Annotated in this window: 19 protein-coding genes; 17 read left to right on the top strand and 2 right to left on the bottom strand. The window is 72.8% G+C overall.

The genetic code is table 11. The features are described 5' to 3' along the window. Positions 1-20: 20 nt before the first annotated feature. Entirely contained in the window at positions 21-1,823 is a 1,803-nt protein-coding gene (locus tag Q5694_RS20865; protein ID WP_333934719.1) for a glycoside hydrolase family 15 protein, read from the bottom strand. Positions 1,824-2,298: 475 nt separating this feature from the next. Here Q5694_RS20865 and Q5694_RS20860 point away from each other — a divergent pair, with 475 nt between their 5' ends. The 12 genes from Q5694_RS20860 (at position 2,299) to Q5694_RS20805 (ending at position 16,969) form a co-directional block, all read left to right on the top strand. Then, positions 2,299-3,945, top strand: coding sequence for a CTP synthase (locus Q5694_RS20860; RefSeq protein WP_333934696.1), 1,647 nt, complete (start codon positions 2,299-2,301; stop codon positions 3,943-3,945). Between the two features lie 96 nt (positions 3,946-4,041). Then, positions 4,042-4,668 (top strand): NUDIX hydrolase, encoded by a 627-nt coding sequence (locus tag Q5694_RS20855; RefSeq protein WP_333934695.1) that lies wholly within the window; start codon positions 4,042-4,044, stop codon positions 4,666-4,668. A gap of 266 nt (positions 4,669-4,934) precedes the next feature. Beyond that, positions 4,935-6,974 carry a tetratricopeptide repeat protein gene (locus tag Q5694_RS20850; RefSeq protein ID WP_333934694.1) on the top strand — a complete coding sequence of 680 codons (2,040 nt, stop codon included), beginning with the start codon at positions 4,935-4,937 and terminating at the stop codon, positions 6,972-6,974. A 137-nt stretch (positions 6,975-7,111) separates the two neighbouring features. Continuing rightward, a complete protein-coding gene (gene ald, locus Q5694_RS20845; protein ID WP_333934693.1) occupies positions 7,112-8,236 on the top strand; it encodes an alanine dehydrogenase in 1,125 nt (374 codons plus the stop codon). Positions 8,237-8,660: 424 nt separating this feature from the next. Continuing rightward, on the top strand, positions 8,661-9,788 hold the full coding sequence (locus tag Q5694_RS20840; RefSeq protein WP_333934692.1) for a ParA family protein: 1,128 nt from the start codon (positions 8,661-8,663) through the stop codon (positions 9,786-9,788). Continuing rightward, a complete protein-coding gene (locus tag Q5694_RS20835; protein ID WP_333934691.1) occupies positions 9,773-10,327 on the top strand; it encodes a hypothetical protein in 555 nt (184 codons plus the stop codon). The genes Q5694_RS20840 and Q5694_RS20835 overlap by 16 nt, the downstream gene beginning before the upstream one ends. 1,275 nt (positions 10,328-11,602) lie before the next feature. Then, on the top strand, positions 11,603-12,601 hold the full coding sequence (locus Q5694_RS20830; RefSeq protein ID WP_443040908.1) for a segregation and condensation protein A: 999 nt from the start codon (positions 11,603-11,605) through the stop codon (positions 12,599-12,601). Next, positions 12,598-13,284, top strand: a complete 687-nt coding sequence (scpB, locus tag Q5694_RS20825; protein ID WP_333934689.1) for an SMC-Scp complex subunit ScpB — start codon at positions 12,598-12,600, stop codon at positions 13,282-13,284. The genes Q5694_RS20830 and scpB overlap by 4 nt, the downstream gene beginning before the upstream one ends. Next, complete coding sequence (locus tag Q5694_RS20820) at positions 13,284-14,402, top strand: pseudouridine synthase (protein ID WP_333934688.1); 1,119 nt, start codon at positions 13,284-13,286, stop codon at positions 14,400-14,402. Before scpB ends, Q5694_RS20820 begins: the two co-directional genes overlap by 1 nt. Before the next feature lie 51 nt (positions 14,403-14,453). Beyond that, entirely contained in the window at positions 14,454-15,182 is a 729-nt protein-coding gene (locus tag Q5694_RS20815; protein WP_333934687.1) for an NUDIX hydrolase, read from the top strand. Continuing rightward, positions 15,179-16,198, top strand: coding sequence for an ADP-ribosylglycohydrolase family protein (locus tag Q5694_RS20810; RefSeq protein WP_333934686.1), 1,020 nt, complete (start codon positions 15,179-15,181; stop codon positions 16,196-16,198). The genes Q5694_RS20815 and Q5694_RS20810 overlap by 4 nt, the downstream gene beginning before the upstream one ends. Positions 16,199-16,201: 3 nt before the next feature. Further along, positions 16,202-16,969, top strand: coding sequence for a nucleotidyltransferase domain-containing protein (locus Q5694_RS20805; protein ID WP_333934685.1), 768 nt, complete (start codon positions 16,202-16,204; stop codon positions 16,967-16,969). Between the two features lie 73 nt (positions 16,970-17,042). On the opposite strand, the gene Q5694_RS20800 is transcribed toward Q5694_RS20805, so the two are convergent. Further along, complete coding sequence (locus Q5694_RS20800; protein ID WP_333934684.1) at positions 17,043-17,474, bottom strand: Rieske (2Fe-2S) protein; 432 nt, start codon at positions 17,472-17,474, stop codon at positions 17,043-17,045. A 179-nt stretch (positions 17,475-17,653) separates the two neighbouring features. On the opposite strand from Q5694_RS20800, the gene aroH reads away from it, so the two are divergent. The 5 genes from aroH to der all read left to right on the top strand — a co-directional run bounded on the left by aroH (position 17,654) and on the right by der (position 22,206). Further along, positions 17,654-18,016, top strand: a complete 363-nt coding sequence (aroH, locus tag Q5694_RS20795; protein ID WP_333934683.1) for a chorismate mutase — start codon at positions 17,654-17,656, stop codon at positions 18,014-18,016. Further along, on the top strand, positions 18,013-19,098 hold the full coding sequence (locus Q5694_RS20790) for a prephenate dehydrogenase (protein ID WP_333934682.1): 1,086 nt from the start codon (positions 18,013-18,015) through the stop codon (positions 19,096-19,098). The genes aroH and Q5694_RS20790 overlap by 4 nt, the downstream gene beginning before the upstream one ends. Positions 19,099-19,306: 208 nt before the next feature. Next, entirely contained in the window at positions 19,307-19,987 is a 681-nt protein-coding gene (cmk, locus tag Q5694_RS20785; protein WP_333934681.1) for a (d)CMP kinase, read from the top strand. Continuing rightward, positions 19,984-20,631, top strand: coding sequence for a lysophospholipid acyltransferase family protein (locus Q5694_RS20780; protein ID WP_333934680.1), 648 nt, complete (start codon positions 19,984-19,986; stop codon positions 20,629-20,631). The genes cmk and Q5694_RS20780 overlap by 4 nt, the downstream gene beginning before the upstream one ends. Before the next feature lie 81 nt (positions 20,632-20,712). Continuing rightward, positions 20,713-22,206, top strand: coding sequence for a ribosome biogenesis GTPase Der (gene der, locus Q5694_RS20775; RefSeq protein ID WP_333934679.1), 1,494 nt, complete (start codon positions 20,713-20,715; stop codon positions 22,204-22,206). Positions 22,207-22,217 lie beyond the last annotated feature (11 nt).

The following is a 22,217-nucleotide window of genomic DNA, read 5'->3' as shown; positions in this document are numbered from 1 at the left end:
CGCCGGACGGGCCGTGCCGGTCAGCCGCCGTAGGCGCCCGAGGCCGTCAGACGCAGCGCCGTGTCGATGAGCGGCACGTGGCTGAAGGCCTGCGGGAAGTTGCCCACCTGACGCTGCAGGCGCGGGTCCCACTCCTCCGCGAGCAGACCGAGGTCGTTGCGCAGCGACAGCAGCTTCTCGAAGAGCCGTCGGGCCTCGTCCACCCGGCCGATCATCGCCAGGTCGTCGGCCATCCAGAACGAGCAGGCGAGGAACGCGCCCTCGTCGCCGGGCAGACCGTCGACGCCCTCGTCGTCGCCCTCGGTCGGGTAGCGCAGGATGAAGCCGTCCGGCGTGGACAGCTCCCGCTGGATCGCCTCGATCGTGCCGATGACCCGCTTGTCGTCCGGCGGCAGGAAGCCCACCTGCGGGATCAGCAGCAGGGAGGCGTCCAGCTCCTTGGAGCCGTAGGACTGCGTGAAGGTGTTGCGCTCCTTGTCGTAACCCTTCTCGCACACGTCCCGGTGGATCTCCTCGCGCAGTTCCTTCCAGCGTTCCAGCGGGCCGTCCGCGTCACCGGACTCGATCAGCTTGATCGTGCGGTCGACGGCGACCCAGGCCATCACCTTGGAGTGCACGAAGTGGCGGCGCGGGCCGCGCACCTCCCAGATGCCCTCGTCCGGCTCCTGCCAGTGGCCCTCCAGGTAGCGGATGAGCTTCAGCTGGAGCAGCGAGGCGTAGTCGTTGCGCGCGAGGCCCGTCATGTGGGCCAGGTGCAGCGCCTCGGTGACCTCGCCGTACACGTCCAGCTGGAGCTGGTGGGCCGCGCCGTTGCCGACCCGGACCGGGGCGGAGTTCTCGTAGCCCGGCAGCCAGTCCAGCTCCGCCTCGCCCAGCTCGCGCTCACCGGCGATGCCGTACATGATCTGCAGGTTCTCCGGGTCGCCCGCGACCGCGCGCAGCAGCCACTCGCGCCAGGCGCGGGCCTCCTCGCGGTAGCCGGTGCGCAGCAGCGAGGACAGGGTGATGGCCGCGTCGCGCAGCCAGGTGTAGCGGTAGTCCCAGTTGCGGACGCCGCCGATGTCCTCCGGCAGGGAGGTGGTGGGCGCGGCGACGATGCCGCCGGTGGGGGCGTACGTCAGCGCCTTCAGCGTGATCAGCGAGCGGACCACGGCCTCGCGGTACGGGCCGTGGTACGTACAGTGGTCCACCCACTCGCGCCAGAAGTCCTCCGTCGCCTCCAGCGACTGCTCCGGTTCGGGCAGCGGCGGCGGCTCCTTGTGCGAGGGCTGCCAGGAGATGGTGAACGCGATCCGGTCGCCCGGGGCCACCGTGAAGTCCGCGTAGGTCGTCAGCGATTCACCGTAGGTCTCCGCGGGTGTGTCGAACCACACGGAGTCGGGGCCCGCGACGGCGACCGTGCGGCCCTCGTGCTTGTGCACCCAGGGCACGACCCGGCCGTAGGAGAACCGCATCCGCAGCTCCGACCGCATCGGCACCCGGCCCGAGACGCCCTCCACGATGCGGATCACCTGCGGGGCGCCGTCACGCGGCGGCATGAAATCCGTCACCCGGACCGTGCCCCGCTGGGTGTCCCACTCGGACTCCAGGATCAGCGAGTCACCGCGGTAGTGGCGCCGGGCCGCGATGGGCGGCTCCTGGTCGGGGGCGTGCGCGGGGCCGAGCCGCCAGAAGCCGTGCTCCTCGGTGCCCAGCAGGCCGGCGAAGATGGCGTGCGAGTCGAAGCGGGGCAGGCACAGCCAGTCGACCGTCCCGTCCCGGCAGACCAGGGCAGCGGTCTGCATGTCTCCGATGAGTGCGTAGTCTTCGATGCGCCCGGCCACGTGCAACTCCAGTCGAACGGCCACGTCACCCCGCAAGGGGGCTGTCGCTTGATGCGGTCAAGGGGGGTTTCAGCAGGTCTTGCAATCCGTCGTTGAGCGATGAAGCAAAACAGGTCACTCAGCCGTGATGCAAAGCGCCAATTGTTGCTCAACGAACTGACGAGCTCACGTTGTTCCGGTTACGTACGGGCGGGGGGTGGTGCCGTGGGGCCGGGCGGGCTCGGCAGCGAGTGTCCGAGCAGGATACGACGCGGTCGGATGTTCCGGGTGCCGGTCGCGGCAAGGCGGGTACGCCGAACGAGTGAGCAACGGGTGAGGGAGCGGTGACGATGACCGCGCCGTGTCGGAATGTGCGCGGAGCGTGGCCGGAAGCCATCACCCCGCAGCGCTGATACGCTGGTAGCCCGTGGACCGGTGGGCGTCTGACCCCCGAACCGCACCTCCAGATCGCGACCACGGGAGCCCCCTCTTGGCCATGCCCAATTCCACGACGACCAAGCACATCTTCGTCACCGGGGGTGTCGCCTCCTCGCTCGGCAAGGGCCTGACGGCCTCCAGCCTCGGCATGCTGCTCAAGGCCCGGGGCCTGCGCGTCGTGATGCAGAAGCTCGACCCGTACCTGAACGTCGACCCCGGCACGATGAACCCCTTCCAGCACGGTGAGGTGTTCGTCACCAACGACGGCGCCGAGACCGACCTGGACATCGGCCACTACGAGCGCTTCCTCGACCGCGACCTGGACGGCTCGGCCAACGTCACCACCGGCCAGGTGTACTCGACCGTGATCGCCAAGGAGCGGCGCGGCGAGTACCTGGGCGACACCGTGCAGGTCATCCCGCACATCACCAACGAGATCAAGCACCGCATCCGCCGCATGGCGACGGACGAGGTCGACGTCGTGATCACGGAGGTCGGCGGCACGGTCGGCGACATCGAGTCGCTGCCGTTCCTGGAGACCGTCCGCCAGGTCCGTCACGAGGTCGGCCGCGACAACGTCTTCGTCGTCCACATCTCGCTCCTGCCGTACATCGGCCCCTCGGGTGAGCTGAAGACGAAGCCCACCCAGCACTCGGTCGCGGCTCTGCGCAACATCGGTATCCAGCCGGACGCCATCGTGCTGCGCTGCGACCGCGAGGTGCCCACCGCGATCAAGCGGAAGATCTCACTGATGTGCGACGTCGACGAGGCCGCCGTCGTCGCCTGCCCCGACGCCCGCTCGATCTACGACATCCCCAAGACCGTGCACGGCGAGGGGCTGGACGCCTACGTCGTGCGCAAGCTCGATCTGCCGTTCCGCGACGTCGACTGGACGACCTGGGACGACCTGCTCGACCGCGTCCACAACCCCGACCACGAGATCACCCTCGCCCTGGTCGGCAAGTACATCGACCTGCCCGACGCCTACCTGTCGGTCACCGAGGCCCTGCGCGCCGGCGGCTTCGCCAACCGGGCCCGCGTCAAGATCAAGTGGGTCACCTCCGACGACTGCAAGACCCCGGCCGGTGCCGCGGCCCAGCTCGGCGACGTCGACGGCATCTGCATCCCCGGCGGCTTCGGCGAGCGCGGTGTCAACGGCAAGGTCGGCGCCATCCGCTACGCCCGCGAGAACAAGGTGCCGCTGCTCGGCCTCTGCCTGGGCCTGCAGTGCATCGTGATCGAGGCCGCGCGCAACCTGGCCGACATCGCCGACGCCAACTCCACCGAGTTCGACCCCGCCACCGGCCACCCGGTCATCTCCACCATGGCCGAGCAGATGGACATCGTCTCCGGTGAGGGCGACATGGGCGGCACGATGCGGCTCGGCATGTACCCGGCGAAGCTGGCCGAGGGTTCGATCGTGCGCGAGGTGTACGACGGCAAGGAGTACGTCGAGGAGCGCCACCGGCACCGCTACGAGGTGAACAACGCCTACCGGGCCGAGCTGGAGAAGCAGGCGGGCATCCTGTTCTCCGGCACCTCGCCGGACGGCAAGCTCGTCGAGTACGTCGAGTACCCGCGCGACGTCCACCCCTACCTGGTCGCCACGCAGGCGCACCCGGAGCTGCGCTCGCGCCCGACGCGTCCGCACCCGCTGTTCGCGGGGCTCGTCAAGGCCGCGGTCGAGCGGAAGACTTCCGAGTAACACACCGGTTGTACGGTGGCCGGGGTGCATTCCTTCAAAGGGTGTGCACCCCGGTTCCGTTTCGGCAGGTCGTGCAGGGCACGCGGAAGGACAGGCATGACGATCAAGGACACTCCCGAGGAGTGGGAAGTCCGGGCGACGAACACCCCGTTCGTGGGCAACAAGACCTCCGTGCGCACCGACGACGTGGTCATGCCCGACGGCACCGTGGTCGGCCGTGACTACCAGGTCCACCCCGGCTCCGTGGCCGTCCTCGCCCTCGACGAGGCCGACCGCGTCCTGGTCCTGCGCCAGTACCGCCACCCCGTGCGCCACAAGCTGTGGGAGATCCCGGCCGGTCTGCTCGACGTCCCCGGCGAGAACCCGCTGCACGCGGCGCAGCGCGAGCTGTACGAGGAGGCGCACGTCAAGGCCGAGGACTGGCGGGTGCTGACCGACGTCTACACCACCCCGGGCGGGTGCGACGAGGCCGTGCGGATCTTCCTCGCCCGTGATCTGTCCGAGGCCGTGGGCGAGCGGTTCGCGGTCGCGGAGGAGGAGGCCGACATGGAACTCGACCGGGTGCCGGTCGAGGACCTCGTACGGGGTGTGCTCGCCGGCGAGCTGCACAACAACTGCCTGGTCGTGGGCGTGCTGTCCCTGGTCGCCGCGCGGTCCGGCGACGGCCTGGACTCCCTGCGCCCGGCCCAGGCCCCCTGGCCGGCCCGCCCGTTCGAGGCGTAGCGCTCCGCTGGGAGCGCCGTGACGGGCCGGGGCCGTGGAGGCCGTCGGCCGACGCCGCCTCGTGGTGGCTCGCCGCGCAGATCCCCGCGCCCCTCGGGCGCTCCCCAGGCGCGTGGTCCTACGATCTGCTGATCCGATCGGGGGACGCGTCCGCCGTGCCCGCCGTGCTCCTCCGGGGACGTTGCAGAGCGTGAACTAGGCTCTGGGGCACGCCCGAACCGGAGTCCCGGCGGGCTTGCGTGTGCGGTGGGACGGGAGTGTGGCCCGTGACGGATCAGGTCGTGAAGACGGACGACGCGCGTCCGGCCCGGGACGCTGCCGGGCAGCGCGAGTTCCTGGGCCGCACACGGGAGTTGAAGGAACTGCGCGCCGACATCGAGCGCGCCGGACTGGACACCCTGGCCGGCCGCAAGGCGCCCCGCGCGCGGGTGCTGCTCATCGCCGGCCGGCCCGGATCGGGCCGTACCGCCCTGGCCGGGGAACTCGTCCGGCAGGTCGCGGACCGTTACCCCGACGGGGTGCTGCGCGCCCGCCTGACCGACCCCGACGGCACCCCCGTACCGGTCGGGCGCGCCGCCCGGGAGCTGCTCGGCGCCCTGGACGAGGCCGCCCCCGCCGGGGCCGGCGAGGACGACCTCACCCACGCCCTGCGCACCGCCCTGGCCGACCGCCGGGCGGTGCTCCTGCTGGACGACGCCGCCGACGCCGGGCAGGTCGACGCCCTGCTCCCCGACACCCCGGACTGCCTGGTGGTCGCGGTCTCCGCGGGTCCGCTGACCGGCATCCGCGACGTCCGCCCCTGCACCCTGGGCGGCCTGGACGCCAAGTCGGGGGTGGAGCTGCTGGCCCGGCACACCGGCTCGGTCCGCATCACCGTCGACCCCCGGGCCGCCGAAGGACTCGCCGAGGAGTGCCAGGGGCAGCCGGCCGCGCTGACGCTGGCGGGCGGCTGGCTGGCGGCCCGGCCCAAGGCGGCCGTCTCCGACCTGGCCAAACAGCTGCGCGCTGAGGACGCCGAGGGCACCGCCCTGTCCCGGGTGTTCCGGCTCGCCCACGCCGCGCTCCCCGCGAGCGCCGCCCGGATGCTGCGCCTGCTCGCCCTCGCCCCGGCCGGGCTGGTCGACCCGCAGACCGCTTCCGCGCTGGCCGGATGCTCGGTCGACAGCGCCCGCAGCGCCCTCGACGACTTCGTCGCCCTGGGCTTCCTGCACGCCGTCGACTCCCCGCTGCCGCAGTACGAGGTGCCCGCATGCCTCCATCCCGAACTGCTGGTCCTCGCCGCGCACCACGAACGCCCCGCCGAGCTGCAGCTGGCCCGCGCGCGCATGCTGGAACGGACCGTGCGGCTGCTCCAGGCATGCCGGGCGATCACCGAGACCGACAGCCTCCAGGCCCGCCAGAAGCTGCTGGAGATGCCGCGCGCCCTGCGTTTCCCCACCCCCAGGGCGGCCGCGGAGTGGTTGCGGCTGACCCGGCCCGCCCTGCTGGCCGCCGCCCGGCTCGCGGTCGCCGACGGGGAGCTGGACACCCTGGCCCGGCGGCTGATGTCCCAGTTGGTACGGGCCATGACGGCCCACGTCGGTACCCGGGCCGCCGCGCCCGACCTCTACGAGATCCACCGCCTCGTCCTCGACGTGGCCGAGCGGCGGAGCCTGCCCCGCGAGCGCGCCGCCGCCCTGCTGAACCTCGGCGACCTCGACGCCCGCGCCGGCCGCATCGAGGACGCCCTGGCGCGCTACCGGGACGCCCTGGACGCCGGACGTGAGGTGAACGACCCGTACGCGACCGGCCGGGCGATGGAATCCGTAGGCGCGGCGCACCTGGAGCTGGGGGACGTCGACCGGGCCGCCGACTGGTTCGGCCGGGCCCTGGTCGAGCGGCTCGCCCGGGGCGAGCGCGCCGACGCCGCCCGGCTGTACGGGCGCATCGCCGCCGCCCATACCCTCGCGCGCCGCTACGGCGAGGCCCTGCGCAACTGGCGCGCCGCGATCGCCGGGTACCGCAGGAGCGGCGACGCGGGCGCGCAGGCGCGGGCGTTGGGCGAACTGGCGCGGGTGCAGGAGTACGCCGGCCGGCCCGAGGAGGCGCTGCGCACCTGCCGGGAGGCCGTGGAGTGGGCGCGGCGTGCGGAGGACCCGCGGCTGCAGGCGGCCCTGCACCTGCGGGCCGCCGACACCCTGGAAGACCTCGGCGATCCCGCCTCCGCCGGGCTGCACCGGGACGCCGCCGAGGGGATTCTCGATGAGTCAAACCTTCAAAACGACCCAGGCGCCTGCGATATCCGTACCGCATCAGCGGAAGATTGATGCAATGAAAGGCTAGACACCTGGAACACCTTCATTAGACTGGCTCTGCCGCACGTTCTCTGCGGTCTCTCCCGGTGTGCCCGTGCGTGCCCGGGTATGTCTAAGAAGTACCCCCCATACCCTCTGAGCCAAGGACCGTGATCGACGTGAAGGTCGGCATCCCCCGCGAGGTCAAGAACAACGAGTTCCGGGTGGCCATCACCCCCGCCGGCGTGCACGAGCTGGTGCGCCACGGCCACCAGGTCGTCATCGAGCGCGACGCCGGTGTCGGCTCCTCGATCACGAACGAGGAGTACGTCGCCGCCGGCGCGCAGATCCTGGACACCGCCGACGAGGTGTGGGCCGCCGCCGACCTGCTGCTGAAGGTCAAGGAGCCCATCGCCGAGGAGTACCACCGCCTCCGCAAGGACCAGACGCTCTTCACCTACCTGCACCTGGCCGCGTCCAAGGAGTGCACCGACGCCCTGCTGGAGTCCGGCACCACGGCCATCGCCTACGAGACCGTCGAGCTGTCCAACCGCGCGCTGCCGCTGCTCGCCCCGATGTCCGAGGTCGCGGGCCGTCTGGCCCCGCAGGTCGGCGCCTACCACCTGATGCGCGCCAACGGTGGCCGCGGCGTGCTGCCCGGCGGCGTCCCCGGCGTGCTGGCCGGCCGTGCCGTCGTCATCGGCGGCGGCGTCTCCGGCTGGAACGCCGCGCAGATCGCCATCGGCATGGGCTTCCACGTGACCCTGCTCGACAAGGACATCAACAAGCTCCGCGAGGCCGACAAGATCTTCGGCACGAAGATCCAGACCGTCGTCTCCAACGCCTTCGAGCTGGAGAAGGCCTGCCTGGAGGCCGACCTCGTCATCGGCGCGGTGCTCATCCCCGGCGCCAAGGCCCCGAAGCTGGTCACCAACGAGCTGGTCTCGCGCATGAAGCCCGGAAGTGTCCTTGTCGACATCGCGATCGACCAGGGTGGCTGCTTCGAGGACTCCCGTCCGACCACGCACGCCGAACCGGCCTTCAAGGTCCACGAGTCGGTGTTCTACTGCGTCGCCAACATGCCCGGCGCGGTGCCCAACACCTCCACCTACGCGCTGACCAACGCCACGCTGCCCTACATCGTCGAACTGGCCGACCACGGCTGGGTGGACGCGCTGCGCCGCGACCCGGCGCTGGCCAAGGGCCTCAACACGCATGACGGCAAGGTCGTTTACCGCGAGGTCGCGGAGGCGCACGGCGTGGAGCACGTCGAGCTGTCCTCGCTGCTCGGCTGAGCCGCGCACCGACACCCGCCAGCCGGTAAGTCGGCTAAGTCACCCCACGGCAAAGGCGATACGTCAACACGTGTCGTCAACGCCGCGCACCCGGCCGGACCTTGCCCGCAAGGTCCGGCCGGATGTGTGTATGGTCACTTCGCGATTCTCGGGCAACTCGCCTCGAACGTAACCCTTCAACCGATTCGCACACCGGTGAAACCTGCCGTGCGACGGCCGTACGCCCTTGACAGCGGGATGTTTCATTGCCGACACATCGGGCCGGGTCCGGCGGATTGTGTTGCTGCGGACGCCCGACACGCCATAGAGTCGCCAACCGTCGGCATGGTGCCACGCTGACCTGTCTAGAAGTTTCCTGGTCCCCAAGGAGGTAAGACGACTTGTGAATGAGTCGACATTTACTCCCGGGGGTGGTCAACCAGGAATGCCTGCACGGGACCAGGGGCCCGCGGGCTTCGCGGCTGTCGGCTCCGTCGCTGTGCGCACCTTCGCAGCCCACCAGAGTCAGCAGGCGACTCACACAGCACACCAGAAGATGGATGGCCATCACGTGAACGCCATGGCCGGCGACGGAAGTGGCGCGCCCCACAACCACTTCGCCGACTACGACGAACTGCCCGAGGGGCACTTCTACGACCCCGACGCGGAGTACGAGCCCGATCCGGAGTACGCGGCGACTCTCGCGCCCGACGCGGCCAGACAGCGCCGGGAGCGCGTCGGCCCGACCGGGCGCCCGCTGCCGTACTTCCCGATCCCGGGCCCGCTGACCGACCACGGACCCGCGAAGATCATCGCGATGTGCAACCAGAAGGGCGGCGTCGGCAAGACCACGTCGACCATCAACCTGGGTGCCGCGCTCGCGGAGTACGGACGCCGTGTCCTGCTCGTGGACTTCGACCCGCAGGGCGCGCTGTCGGTCGGACTCGGCGTCAACCCGATGGAGCTGGACCTCACCGTCTACAACCTGCTCATGGAGCGGGGGATGGCGGCCGACGAGGTGCTGCTGAAGACGGCGGTCCCCAACATGGACCTGCTGCCCAGCAACATCGACCTGTCGGCGGCCGAGGTCCAGCTCGTCTCCGAGGTCGCCCGCGAGTCCACGCTGCAGCGCGCCCTGAAGCCGCTGCTGGACGACTACGACTTCATCGTCATCGACTGCCAGCCCTCGCTCGGCCTGCTCACGGTCAACGCCCTGACGGCCGCGCACAAGGTGATCGTGCCGCTGGAGTGCGAGTTCTTCGCGCTGCGCGGTGTGGCCCTGCTGACCGAGACCATCGAGAAGGTCCAGGAGCGGCTCAACCCCGACCTGGAGCTCGACGGGATCCTCGCCACGATGTACGACTCGCGCACGGTGCACAGCCGTGAGGTGCTCGCGCGTGTCGTCGAGGCGTTCGACGACCACGTCTACCACACGGTCATCGGGCGCACGGTCCGGTTCCCGGAGACCACGGTCGCCGGCGAGCCGATCACCACGTACGCCTCCAACTCCGTCGGTGCCGCCGCCTACCGCCAGCTCGCCAGGGAGGTGCTCGCCCGGTGTCACGCCGAGTGAGTCTGCCGGGGGCCGACGAACTCTTCCGTACGACAGGGGGGATGGGGCTGCAGCCGTCCTCGCCCAGGCGTCCGGCCAACGGCGACGCCCGGGTGCCCGCTCCGGCGGGGGAGGGCGGCGCGGCGGCGGAGGACGTCCCGCAGTCGGTGCCCGCGCAGGGCGGCGACGGCGAGGGCGCGGAGCACGTCGCCGCGGACGCGGACCGGTCCGAGGCCGCGGAGTCCCGCAGCCGTTCCGGTTCCGGGCGCCGGCAGGCGGCGCAGGAAGGTTCTGCCGCCGACGCCGCGGCCCCGCGCAAGCGCGGGCGGGCCGCCGCACGCCGTCCCAGCGGCCGCGAGCGGCACGACGAGAAGATCACCGTGTACGTGTCGGCCGAGGAGCTCATGGACCTGGAGCACGCCCGGCTCGTACTGCGCGGCGAGCACGGCCTGGCCGTCGACCGCGGACGCATCGTCCGCGAGGCGGTCGCGGTGGTCCTCGCCGACCTGGAGACCCGGGGAGACGCCAGCATCCTCGTACGACGGCTGCGCGGGCGGTAGCGGTAGCCTGCGGGGGCCATGACCTCGAACGCTTCCCCACCACCCCCCGGCGCCCCGGCCGGCCGCCGGCGCGCGCTGGGGAGGGGCCCGGGGGTCTCCCGGCCCGAGGCGCCGGACGCGGGCCGGCCCGAGGAAGAGCACGAGGGCCCCGCCGGGCCGCACACGGCCCCGGAGAGGGCCGGTGCCGCCGGCGCCGGGGTCCCGCCCGCCGACGCGGCTGCGGGCGCCCGGGAGGCGGTCGCCGGGGAGCTGCCCGCCGCCGCGGGACCGCGGGTCCCGGCCGGGCCCGAGGCAGCGGTCACGGCGACCGGCCCGGGCGCCGCGCCCGGCGCTGCCGCGCCTGGATTCGCTGCTCCCGGGGCTGTCGCCCCTCCGCATGTCGCTTCCGGGCCTGCCGCGCCCGGAGTGGCCGGGCCCGGGGTGGCCGGGCCCGGGGTGGTCGCTTCCGAGCCTGCCGTGCCTGACGATGTCGTGCCTGGAGCCGCCGCTCCCGGGGCTGTCGCGCCTGCACATCCCGCTTCCGGGCCTGCCGTGCCTGACGATGTCGTGCCTGGAGCCGCCGCTGCCGGGGCTGTCGCGCCTGCACATGCCGCTTCCGGGCCGGCCGCGCCCGGGGCTGTCGCGCCTGCCGCTGTCGCTTCCGAGCCTGCCGCGCCCGGGGTGGCCGGGCCGGGGGTGGTCGCTTCCGGGCCTGCCGTGCCCGGCGATGTCGTGCCTGGAGCCGCCGCTGCCGGGGCTGTCGCGCCTGCACATCCCGCTTCCGGGCCGGCCGCTCCCGGGTCTGTCGCGCCTGCACCTGTCGCTGCCGGGCCTGCCGCGCCCGGGATCGTCGCGCCGGCACCTGCCGCGCCTGGCGTTGTCGCGCCTGGAGCCGCTGTTCCCCGGGCTGTCGCGCCGGGGGTGGTCGCTTCCGAGCCTGCCGCGCCTGGCGTTGTCGCGCCTGCACCTGTCGCTTCCGAGCCTGCCGCGCCCGGGGTGGCCGGGCCGGGGGTGGTCGCTTCCGGGCCTGCCGTGCCCGACGATGTCGTGCCTGGAGCCGCCGCTCCCGGAGCTGTCGCGCCTGCACATGCCGCTTCCGGGCCAGCCGCTCCCGGGGCTGCCGCGCCTGCACCTGTCGCTTCCGAGCCTGTCGCTTCCGAGCCTGCCGCGCCCGGGGTGGCCGGGCCCGGGGTGGTCGCTTCCGGGCCTGCCGTGCCCGACGATGTCGTGCCTGGGTCTGGCGCTTCCGGGGCCGGCGCGTCCGGATCGGCCGTCGCTGGGACGGGCCGGGGGGACGTGTCACCGGGGCCGGAGGAGGTCTCGCGGCCGGGGGCCGGGCCCGGGGGCTTCGTCGCCGAGGCGTCCGCCGGGGCGGCCCGGGCCGCCGTCGCGGCCGAGAGGCCGGTGGCGGCCGACGTGGCCGTGGCAGGTGCCGCCCCCGCGACCGAGGAGGGAGCCGGAGCCGGGGACGTCGACGGCGGGGACGGCAAGGTCTTCAAGGTCCGGCTCGCGAACTTCGAGGGGCCCTTCGACCTGCTGCTCCAGCTGATCTCCAAGCACAAGCTGGACGTCACCGAGGTCGCGCTGTCGAAGGTGACCGACGAGTTCATGGCGTACATCCGGGCGATGGGGCCCGACTGGGACCTGGACGAGACCACCGAGTTCCTGGTGGTCGCGGCCACACTGCTCGATCTGAAGGCGGCCCGGCTGCTGCCCGCCGCCGAGGTGGAGGACGAGGCCGACCTGGCCCTGCTGGAGGCCCGGGACCTCCTCTTCGCGCGGCTGCTGCAGTACCGCGCGTACAAGCAGATCGCCGACATCTTCAACGGCCGGCTGGACGAGGAGGCCCGGCGCTACCCGCGCACCGTCGGCCTCGAGCCGCACCACGCCGAACTGCTGCCCGAGGTGGTCATCAGCATCGGGGCGGAGGGGTTCGCCAGGCTCGCCGTGAAGGCGATGCAGCCGCGGCCCAGGCCGCAGGTCTACGTCGACCACATCCACGCCCCCCTGGTCAGCGTTCAGGAGCAGGCGCAGGTCGTCGTGGCACGGCTCCGGGACCTCGGCGAGGCCAGTTTCCGGGTGCTGGTCGAGGACACCGAGGACACGCTGACGGTCGTCGCCCGCTTCCTGGCCCTGCTGGAGCTGTACCGCGAGAAGGCCGTCGCGCTGGAACAGGAGGCCGCCCTGGGCGAACTGCTCGTGCGGTGGACCGGCGGCGAGGGGGACGAGGCACCGGCCGTCACCGACGAGTTCGACCGGCCGCCCGAGCCGCCGAAGGAGGAGAAGAAGGCGTGAGCGAGCCAACCACCGGCCGGCCGGCCGGCGCGCGGGGCGTCGCGGACCTCGACCTCAAGCCCGCCCTGGAGGCGGTCCTCATGGTCGTCGACGAGCCCGCGACCGAGGAGCACCTGGCGAAGATCCTGGAGCGGCCCAGGCGCCGGATCGCGGACGCGCTGCGCGAGCTGGCCGACGAGTACAGCGCCCAGGGGCGCGGCTTCGAGCTGCGCCACGTCGCGGGCGGCTGGCGCTTCTACACGCGGCCCGCCTACGCCCCGGCCGTCGAGCGGTTCGTGCTGGACGGCCAGCAGGCCCGGCTCACCCAGGCCGCCCTGGAGACCCTGGCGGTCGTCGCCTACCGCCAGCCGGTCAGCCGCAGCCGGGTCTCCGCCGTGCGCGGGGTCAACTGCGACGGCGTCATGCGCACCCTCCTGCAGCGCGGTCTTCTGGAGGAGGCGGGCACGGAACCCGAAACAGGTGCGATCCTGTACAGGACGACGAACTACTTCCTGGAGCGGATGGGCCTGCGCGGTCTGGACGAGCTCCCGGAGCTCGCGCCCTTCCTCCCGGAGGCGGAGGCGATCGAGGCCGAGACCCAGGAGGGCGTACCGTCGTTCGACCCGGACGCGCCCGACGACGACGCGCCGGGCCGCCCGGCGAGCCCGGGAACCCACGACGAAGACGACCAGACGGAACTTTGATGCGAAGCAGCAGCGGCAGGAACAGCAGCGGAAACAACGGCGGGAGCCGTGGTGGCAACAGCGGCGGCCGCGGCGGGAGTGGTGGTGGTCGCGGCAACTTCCGCGGCGCCGGCAACAACCGCGACGACAAGCAGGGCAGCGGCCGTCCCAGGAAGCCGCGTCCGGAGGAGCGGCGCTACGACGTGGGCCCCGGGGCGACCAAGGACGGCCCGAAGGCCGGGCGCGGCGGCGCGGCCCGCGGCGGCGCCAAGGGCGGACCCAGGCAGCCCCAGCGGCAGGGCCGCTCGGCCCCGGCCCGCCCCCGCGAGTACGAGGCTCAGATCGAGGAGCGCAACCGCGACCGCTACGCCGGCAAGCCGGAGGTCAAGCTCCCCAAGACCTTCCCGGGCGCCGAGCAGGAGGGCGAGCGGCTGCAGAAGGTCCTCGCCCGGGCCGGCTTCGGCTCCCGGCGCGCCTGCGAGGAGCTGGTCGAGCAGGCCCGCGTCGAGGTCAACGGCGAGATCGTCCTGGAGCAGGGCAAGCGGGTCGACCCGGAGAAGGACGAGATCAAGGTCGACGGCCTGACCGTCGCCACGCAGCGTTACCAGTTCTTCTCGCTGAACAAGCCCGCCGGGGTCGTGTCCACCATGGAGGACCCGGAGGGCCGGCAGTGCCTCGGTGACTACGTCACCAACCGCGAGACCCGGCTCTTCCACGTGGGGCGGCTCGACACCGAGACCGAGGGCGTCATCCTGCTCACCAACCACGGTGAGCTGGCGCACCGGCTGACCCACCCCAAGTACGGCGTGAAGAAGACGTACCTGGCGCACATCGTGGGCCCCATCCCGCGCGACCTGGGCAAGAAGCTCAAGGACGGCATTCAGCTGGAGGACGGCTACGCCCGTGCCGACCACTTCCGGGTGGTGGAGCAGACCGGCAAGAACTACCTGGTCGAGGTCACGCTGCACGAGGGCCGCAAGCACATCGTGCGCCGGATGCTGGCGGAGGCCGGCTTCCCGGTCGACAAGCTGGTGCGGGTCGCCTTCGGCCCGATCACCCTGGGCGACCAGAAGTCGGGCTGGCTGCGGCGGCTGTCCAACACCGAGGTCGGCATGCTGATGCAGGAAGTCGACCTCTAGGCCTTGTGAGTGACCCGCACCCCCTTTATAGTCACAGCGACTATAAAGGGGGTGCGGGTCTTGGACGGCTACGACAAGTACGCCCACGAACCGTTCGCCGTCACGGCGGACCTCGCCGTGTTCACCCTGCGCGACGGCGCGCTCCACGTGCTCCTCGTCGAGCGCGGGCGGGAGCCGTACGCGGGGCGGTGGGCGTTGCCCGGCGGGTTCGTGCAGCCGGACGAGTCGGCGGAGACGGCCGCACGGCGAGAACTGGCCGAGGAGACCGGCCTGTCCGACGTCTCCGGGCTGCACCTGGAGCAGGTGCGCACCTACAGCGAGCCCGGCCGCGACCCCCGGATGCGGGTCGTGTCGGTCGCGTTCGCCGCGCTGCTGCCCGACGCCCCCGAGGCGCACGGCGGCAGCGACGCCGCCCAGGCCCGCTGGGTGCCGTACGGCGCGGCCGGGCCGCTCGCCTTCGACCACGACCGCATCCTGGCCGACGCCCACGACCGGGTGGGCGCCAAGCTCGAGTACACCTGCCTCGCGACCGCCTTCTGCCCGCCGCAGTTCACCCTCGGCGAGCTCCAGCAGGTCTACGAGGCCGTCTGGGACACCGGACTCGACCGGCCCAACTTCCGGCGCAAGGTGCTCGCCACCCCCGGCTTCGTCGAACCGGTGCCCGGCGCCGCCCGGCTCACCGGCGGCCGGGGCAAGCCCGCCGCGCTCTACCGCGCCGGCACCGCCACCGCACTCCACCCGCCACTCCTCCGGCCGACCCGGGAAGGACGTCCCGCATGACCACCCTCGTCCACAAGCAAGCCGCCACCGGAGCGCTGACGGGGCTCGCCCTCGGGGACGCCCTGGGGTTCCCGACCGAGTTCGACGACGTACCGGCGATCCTCGCCACGTACGGGCCCTGGCGGCGGATGGAGCTGCCGACACCGGCGATCGTCACCGACGACACGCAGATGACTCTGGCGCTCGGGCGGGGCCTGCGGACCGCCATGGACCGGGGCGTACTGGAGCCCGGCGGCATGGCCGAGGCCGTACGCCGGGAGTTCATCGCCTGGAACCGCTCCCCGGAGAACAACCGCGCCCCCGGCAACACCTGCCTGCGGGCCTGCGCCCTGCTGGAACGCACGGACCGCCCCTGGCAGGACGCCAGCCAGATCCACTCCAAGGGCTGCGGCGCCAACATGCGCGTCGCGCCCCTGGGGCTGATCGCCGGTCTCAGCGAGGAACAGCGGGCGGGAGCGGCCCAGTTGCAGGCGGCCCTCACCCACGGGCACCCCACCGCCCTGGCCGCCTCCGACCTCACCGCGCACGCCGTCCGCCTCCTCGCCCGGGGCGCCGAACCGACCGGCCTGGTCGGACTGCTGCGCTCGTACGCCCTGGACAACCGCAGCCGCTACCACGAGCGCTGGCTCGGCGACCTGTGGCGGCGGGCCGGGGACCCGGGCCCGGAGCAGTACATCGCGCGGGGCTGGGACGAGTGCCTGGCGGCCCTCGACCGGCTCCAGCACGCCGTGCGCACCGTGTCACCGGAGACCGACCCGTGCCTGGCCACCGGCGAGGGCTGGATCGCGGAGGAGGCCCTGGCGACCGGGCTGCTGTCCTTCCTGCTGTTCGTCGACGAGCCGGTGACGGCCCTGCGCCGCGCCGCCTGCACCGCGGGCGACTCGGACTCCCTGGCCTGCCTGGCCGGCGCCTTCGCCGGTGCGTACCTGGGCGCGGAGGCCTGGCCGGCCGAGTGGGCCGACCGCATCGAGTACCGCGGCGACCTCGTCGCGCTCGGCGCCCTCTGGGACGCGTGAGCCGTGAACGGCACCCCGGATCCCACCGGCCTCACCCACCTCGACCTGGCGCCCGTGGTGGCCGAGCAGCCCGACCCGGTGCTGTTCGCGACCGTCTCGGGGGCCCACCTGTACGGCTTCCCGTCCCGCGACTCGGACGTGGACCTGCGCGGCGTGCACCTGCTGCCGGCCGCCGACCTGGTCGGCCTGCGCGAGCCCGAGGAGACGCGTTCGCGGATGTGGGACCGCGACGGTGTCGAGATGGACCTCGTCACACACGACCTGCGCAAGTTCGTCCGCCTGATGCTGCGCCGCAACGGCTATGTGCTGGAGCAGCTGCTGTCCCCGCTCGTCGTGCACACCACCGGCGTCCACCGCGAACTGGCCGCGCTCGCCCCCGGGGTCCTCACCAGCAACCACGCCCACCACTACCGGGGCTTCGCGAACACCCAGTGGCGGCTGTTCGACAGGACCGGCGAACTCAAGCCGCTGCTCTACACGTTCCGCGTCCTGCTCACCGGCATCCACCTGATGCGCAGCGGTGAGCTGCAGGCGCACCTGCCGACCCTGCTCGGGGAGGTCGACGCGCCCGCTTACCTGCCGGAGCTCATCGCCGCGAAGGCCGAGCGCGAACACGGCCCGGCCGGGATCGGCCGCGCGAGCGTGCGGGAGGACGTCGAGCGGCTGCACCAGGTGCTGGACCGGGCGCAGCAGGGCTCGGCCCTCGCGCCGGCCCCCACCGCCCACGACGCCCTGCACGATCTCGTCGTCCGGGTCCGGCTGCAGGGCTGAGGCACGGCGGGCCTGGGGCTCGGGCCGTATGCCGGGGTCCCGGGCCGCGTGCCGGGGAGCGGACGCGCGACGATCAGGCCAGGCGGATCGAATCGCCCTCCACCGTGATCCGCTCCGCCGGCAGCGGCTGGGTGGCCGGGCCGTTGACCACGGACCCGTCGGAGACGCGGAAGCGGCTGCCGTGACACGGGCAGTCGATCATGCCGTCCGAGACGGAGCTCACCAGACAGCGCTGGTGCGTGCAGATCGCCGAGAAGGCCTTGAACTCGCCCGCCTCGGGCTGGGTCACCACCACCTTGCGGTCCGCGAAGACCTTGCCGCCGCCCACCGGGATCTCGTCGGTGGCGGCGAGCCGCCCGCCACCCCGAGCGGCGGACTTCGTGCCCGCCGGGGACTCGCCCGACGAGGAGCCGTCACCGCCCCCACCGCAGGCCGCGACGAACACCGCCGCGCCCGTCGCCCCCGTCGCCAGAAGAACCGTGCGGCGCGTGCTCTCGTGGGTCATGTCGTCACCTCGTATGCCGAAGAACCGAGAAAAGGGGCACTGCCGCCCACCGCCTCGAAAATACCCAAGGGGCGGCCCGTCCCGGCGTCTCACCGGGCGGGCGCCGCGCACCCGGTCCGCGCGGGCTGACTAGGCTGGCCGGACGTAGAGCGACACGCACGTCAGCAAGGAGCATCGCCGTGGCGGTACGAGCGGTCCGGGGCGCCGTCCAACTCGATCGGGACGAGGCCGGGCACATGGACGAGCAGGTCGGAGCCCTGCTCACGGCCATCCTGGAGCGCAACGACCTCAGCGCCGACGACCTGATCAGCATCTGGTTCACGGCCACGCCCGACCTGCACAGCGACTTCCCCGCGGCGGCGGCCCGCAAGCTGGGCATCGTCGACGTCCCGCTGATCTGCGCCCAGGAGCTGGACATCGAGGGCGCCATGCCGCGGGTCGTCCGGGTCCTCGCGCACGTCGAGTCCGACCGGCCCCGCTCCGCCATCGCCCACGTCTACCTCGGCGCCGCGGCCGCCCTGCGCAAGGACATCGCCCAGTGAGGACCGCACTCGTCATCGGAGCCGGCCTCATCGGCACGTCGGCCGCCCTCGCCCTGTCCCAGCGGGGCGTCGCCGTGCACCTCGCCGACCACGACCCCGAGCAGGCGCGAACGGCGGCCGCGCTCGGCGCCGGCACGGACCGGGCCCCGGACGGGCCCGTCGACCTCGTGATCGTCGCCGCGCCCCCCGCGCACGTGGCCGACGTCCTCACGGACGCCATGCGCCGGGGCGCCGGACGCGGCTACCTCGACGTCGCCAGCGTCAAGGGCGGCCCGCGCCGCGAACTGGAGGCACGCGGCCTGGACCTGTCGGCGTACATCGGCACCCACCCCATGTCCGGCCGGGAGAAGTCCGGCCCGCTCGCCGCGACCGGCGACCTCTTCGAGGGCCGTCCCTGGGTGCTGACTCCGACCCGGGACACCGACACCGAGGTGCTCAACCTCGCCCTGGAGCTGGTCTCGCACTGCCGGGCCGTGCCGGTCGTCATGGAGGCCGACGCCCACGACCGTGCCGTCGCCCTCGTCTCCCACATGCCGCACCTCGTCTCCAGCCTGGTCGCCGCGCGCCTGGAGCACGCCGAGGAGTCCGCGGTGCGGCTGTGCGGGCAGGGCATCCGGGACGTGACGCGGATCGCCGCCTCCGACCCCGCCATGTGGATCGACATCCTCTCCGCGAACCCCGCGCCGGTCGCCGACCTGCTCACGGACGTCGCCGCGGACCTGGCGGAGACCGTGCGGGCCCTGCGGGCCCTGCAGTCGTCCGACGAGGGCGAGCGGCGCGCGGGCGCCGGAGGGATCGAGGCCGTGCTGCGCCGGGGCAACGCCGGGCAGGTCCGCGTCCCCGGCAAGCACGGGTCCGCCCCGCGGGTCTACGAGGTCGTGGCCGTGCTGATCGACGACCAGCCGGGACAGCTGGCGCGGATCTTCGCCGACGCGGGCCAGGCCGGCGTCAACATCGAGGACGTGCGGATCGAGCACGCGACGGGGCAGCAGGCCGGTCTGGTGCAGCTGATGGTGGAGCCGAAGGCGGCCCCGGTGCTCAGCGCCGCGCTGCGGGAACGGGGCTGGGCCCTGCGGCAGTAGTGAAGTGCGGCCGGGCGGGGCCTCCGCGTGGGCCGACGACCCCGGGCGCCCGCTCGGGCCCGGCCCCGTCCCCGGCCGCCGTACGAACCGCACGGGGCCGGACACCGTCGCCGAGGTGCTGCGGCCGGACGAGTGACTCGTACCCAGTAACCTTGTGCGGGGCAGTCGCGCCCTCACCCCGCAGGCCCGGTTCAGGAAGGTCCCCACAGTGGAAAGCGCCACGCCAGTGATTGTCGCCATCGACGGCCCGTCGGGCACGGGCAAGTCGAGCACCTCCAAGGCCGTGGCGGCGCAGCTCGGACTGAGCTACCTGGACACCGGCGCCCAGTACCGGGCGATCACCTGGTGGATGGTGAACAACGGCATCGACATCGAGGACCCCGGCGCGATCGCGGCCGCGGCCGGCAAGCCCGAGATCGTCTCCGGTACCGACCCGGAGGGGCCGACCATCACGGTGGACGGCGTCGACGTGGCCGGACCGATCCGCACCCAGGAGGTCACCTCCAAGGTCAGCGCGGTCAGCGCGGTGCCCGAGGTGCGGGCCCGGATCACCGAGCTGCAGCGCTCGATCGCGGCCTCCGCGCAAGGCGGCATCGTCGTCGAGGGCCGCGACATCGGCACGACCGTCCTCCCGGACGCCGACCTGAAGATCTTCCTCACCGCCTCCGCGGAGGCGCGCGCCGCCCGGCGCAGCGGTGAGCTGAAGGGCGCCGACGTGAACTCCACCCGCGAGGCCCTGATCAAGCGGGACGCCGCCGACTCCAGCCGCAAGACCTCGCCGCTCGCCAAGGCGGACGACGCCGTCGAGGTGGACACCACCGAGCTCACGCTCGACCAGGTCATCGAGTGCGTCGTCACCCTGGTCGAGGAGAAGCGGGCCGGGAAGTGACCGAGCTGCCTTCGGCACGCGGCGCGGAGGTCGGGCGGCGCATCGGCGTCGGCCTGATGTACGGGCTGTGGCGACCGCGCGTGCTCGGCGCCTGGCGGGTGCCCACGCAGGGCCCGGTGATCCTCGCCGTCAACCACTCGCACAACATCGACGGCCCGATGGTCATGGGCGTGGCGCCCCGGCCGACGCACTTCCTGATCAAGAAAGAGGCGTTCGTCGGCCCGCTGGACCCCTTCCTGCTCGGCATCGGGCAGGTCAAGGTCGACCGCGACACCCCCGACCGCACGGCGATCACCCAGGCGCTCGGCGTGCTCGACGGCGGTGGCGTGCTCGGCATCTTCCCGGAGGGCACCCGCGGCGAGGGCGACTTCGCCTCGCTGCGCGCGGGTCTCGCGTACTTCGCGGTGCGCAGCGGGGCCCCGGTCGTCCCGGTGGCCGTGCTGGGAAGTTCCGGGCGTCCCGGACGGTTGATAAAGGCGCTGCCCCCGCTGCGCTCGCGCGTGGACGTCGTCTTCGGCGAGCCCTTCCAGGCGGGCGACGGAAGCGGCCGCCGTACGCGCAGGGCGCTGGACGAGGCGACCGGGCGCATCCAGAAGCAGCTGGCCGCCCACCTGGAAAACGCCAGGCGCCTGACCGGGCGCTAGGCGACACTGAGTAGTGGATCAGCCCGCACCGACCGCGGGTGCTCCACCGACCACCACGATGAACGACGAGGTACGGACTTCATGAACGACCACAGCCAGCCCGACGGCTCGGACGCGTACGAGGGCGCGCACGAGCACGAGCACGGGGCGCTCGGCGACGCCGAGTTCGCGGAGTTCATGGAGCTCGCCGCGGAGGAGGGCTTCGACCTCGAGGACGTCGAGGGCGCCCTCGAGGCGGCGGGCCACGGCCCGCTGCCCGTGCTCGCCGTCGTCGGCCGCCCCAACGTCGGCAAGTCGACCCTCGTGAACCGCATCATCGGCCGCCGCGAGGCCGTGGTCGAGGACAAGCCGGGCGTCACCCGCGACCGCGTCACCTACGAGGCCGAGTGGGCGGGCCGCCGCTTCAAGGTCGTCGACACCGGCGGCTGGGAGCAGGACGTCCTCGGCATCGACGCCTCCGTCGCCGCCCAGGCCGAGTACGCGATCGAGGCCGCCGACGCGGTGGTGTTCGTCGTCGACGCCAAGGTCGGCGCCACCGACACCGACGAGGCCGTCGTGCGGCTCCTGCGCAAGGCCGGCAAGCCGGTCGTGCTGTGCGCCAACAAGGTCGACGGCCCGAGCGGCGAGGCCGACGCGGCGTACCTGTGGTCGCTGGGCCTGGGGGAGCCGTACCCGGTCTCCGCGCTGCACGGCCGGGGCACCGGCGACATGCTCGACCAGGTTCTGCAGGTCCTGCCGGAGGCGCCGCGCGAGTCGTTCGGCGGGGGCGGCATCGGCGGCCCGCGCCGCGTCGCGCTCATCGGCCGCCCCAACGTCGGCAAGTCCTCCCTGCTGAACAAGGTGGCGGGCGAGGAGCGCGTCGTCGTCAACGAGCTGGCCGGCACGACCCGCGACCCCGTCGACGAGCTGATCGAACTGGGCGGCGTGACCTGGAAGTTCGTCGACACGGCGGGCATCCGCAAGCGGGTGCACCTCCAGCAGGGCGCCGACTACTACGCCTCGCTGCGCACCGCCGCCGCCGTGGAGAAGGCGGAGGTCGCGGTCATCCTGATCGACGCCTCCGAGTCCATCTCGGTGCAGGACCAGCGGATCGTCACGATGGCCGTCGAGGCGGGCCGCGCGGTCGTCCTGGCGTTCAACAAGTGGGACACCCTCGACGAGGAGCGCCGCTACTACCTGGAGCGGGAGATCGAGACCGAGCTCGGCCAGGTGGCGTGGGCGCCCCGGGTGAACGTCTCGGCCCGCACCGGCCGGCACATGGAGAAGCTGGTCCCGGCGATCGAGACGGCCCTGGCCGGCTGGGAGACCCGGGTCCCGACGGGCCGGCTGAACGCCTTCCTGGGCGAACTGGTCGCCGCCCACCCGCACCCGGTGCGGGGCGGCAAGCAGCCGCGCATCCTCTTCGGCACCCAGGCCGGCACCAAGCCGCCGCGGTTCGTGCTGTTCGCCTCCGGATTCATCGAGGCGGGGTACCGCCGCTTCATCGAGCGCCGGCTGCGTGAGGAGTTCGGCTTCGAGGGCACGCCGATCCACATCTCGGTCCGGGTGCGCGAGAAGCGCAGCCGGAAGAAGTAGCACGCGCGCAA

This window comes from Streptomyces sp. AHA2 (assembly GCF_036857595.1).
Classification (GTDB): Bacteria; Actinomycetota; Actinomycetes; order Streptomycetales; family Streptomycetaceae; genus Streptomyces.
Note: the sequence above shows the minus strand (reverse complement) of the source record. Positions and strands in the feature narration are given on the sequence as shown.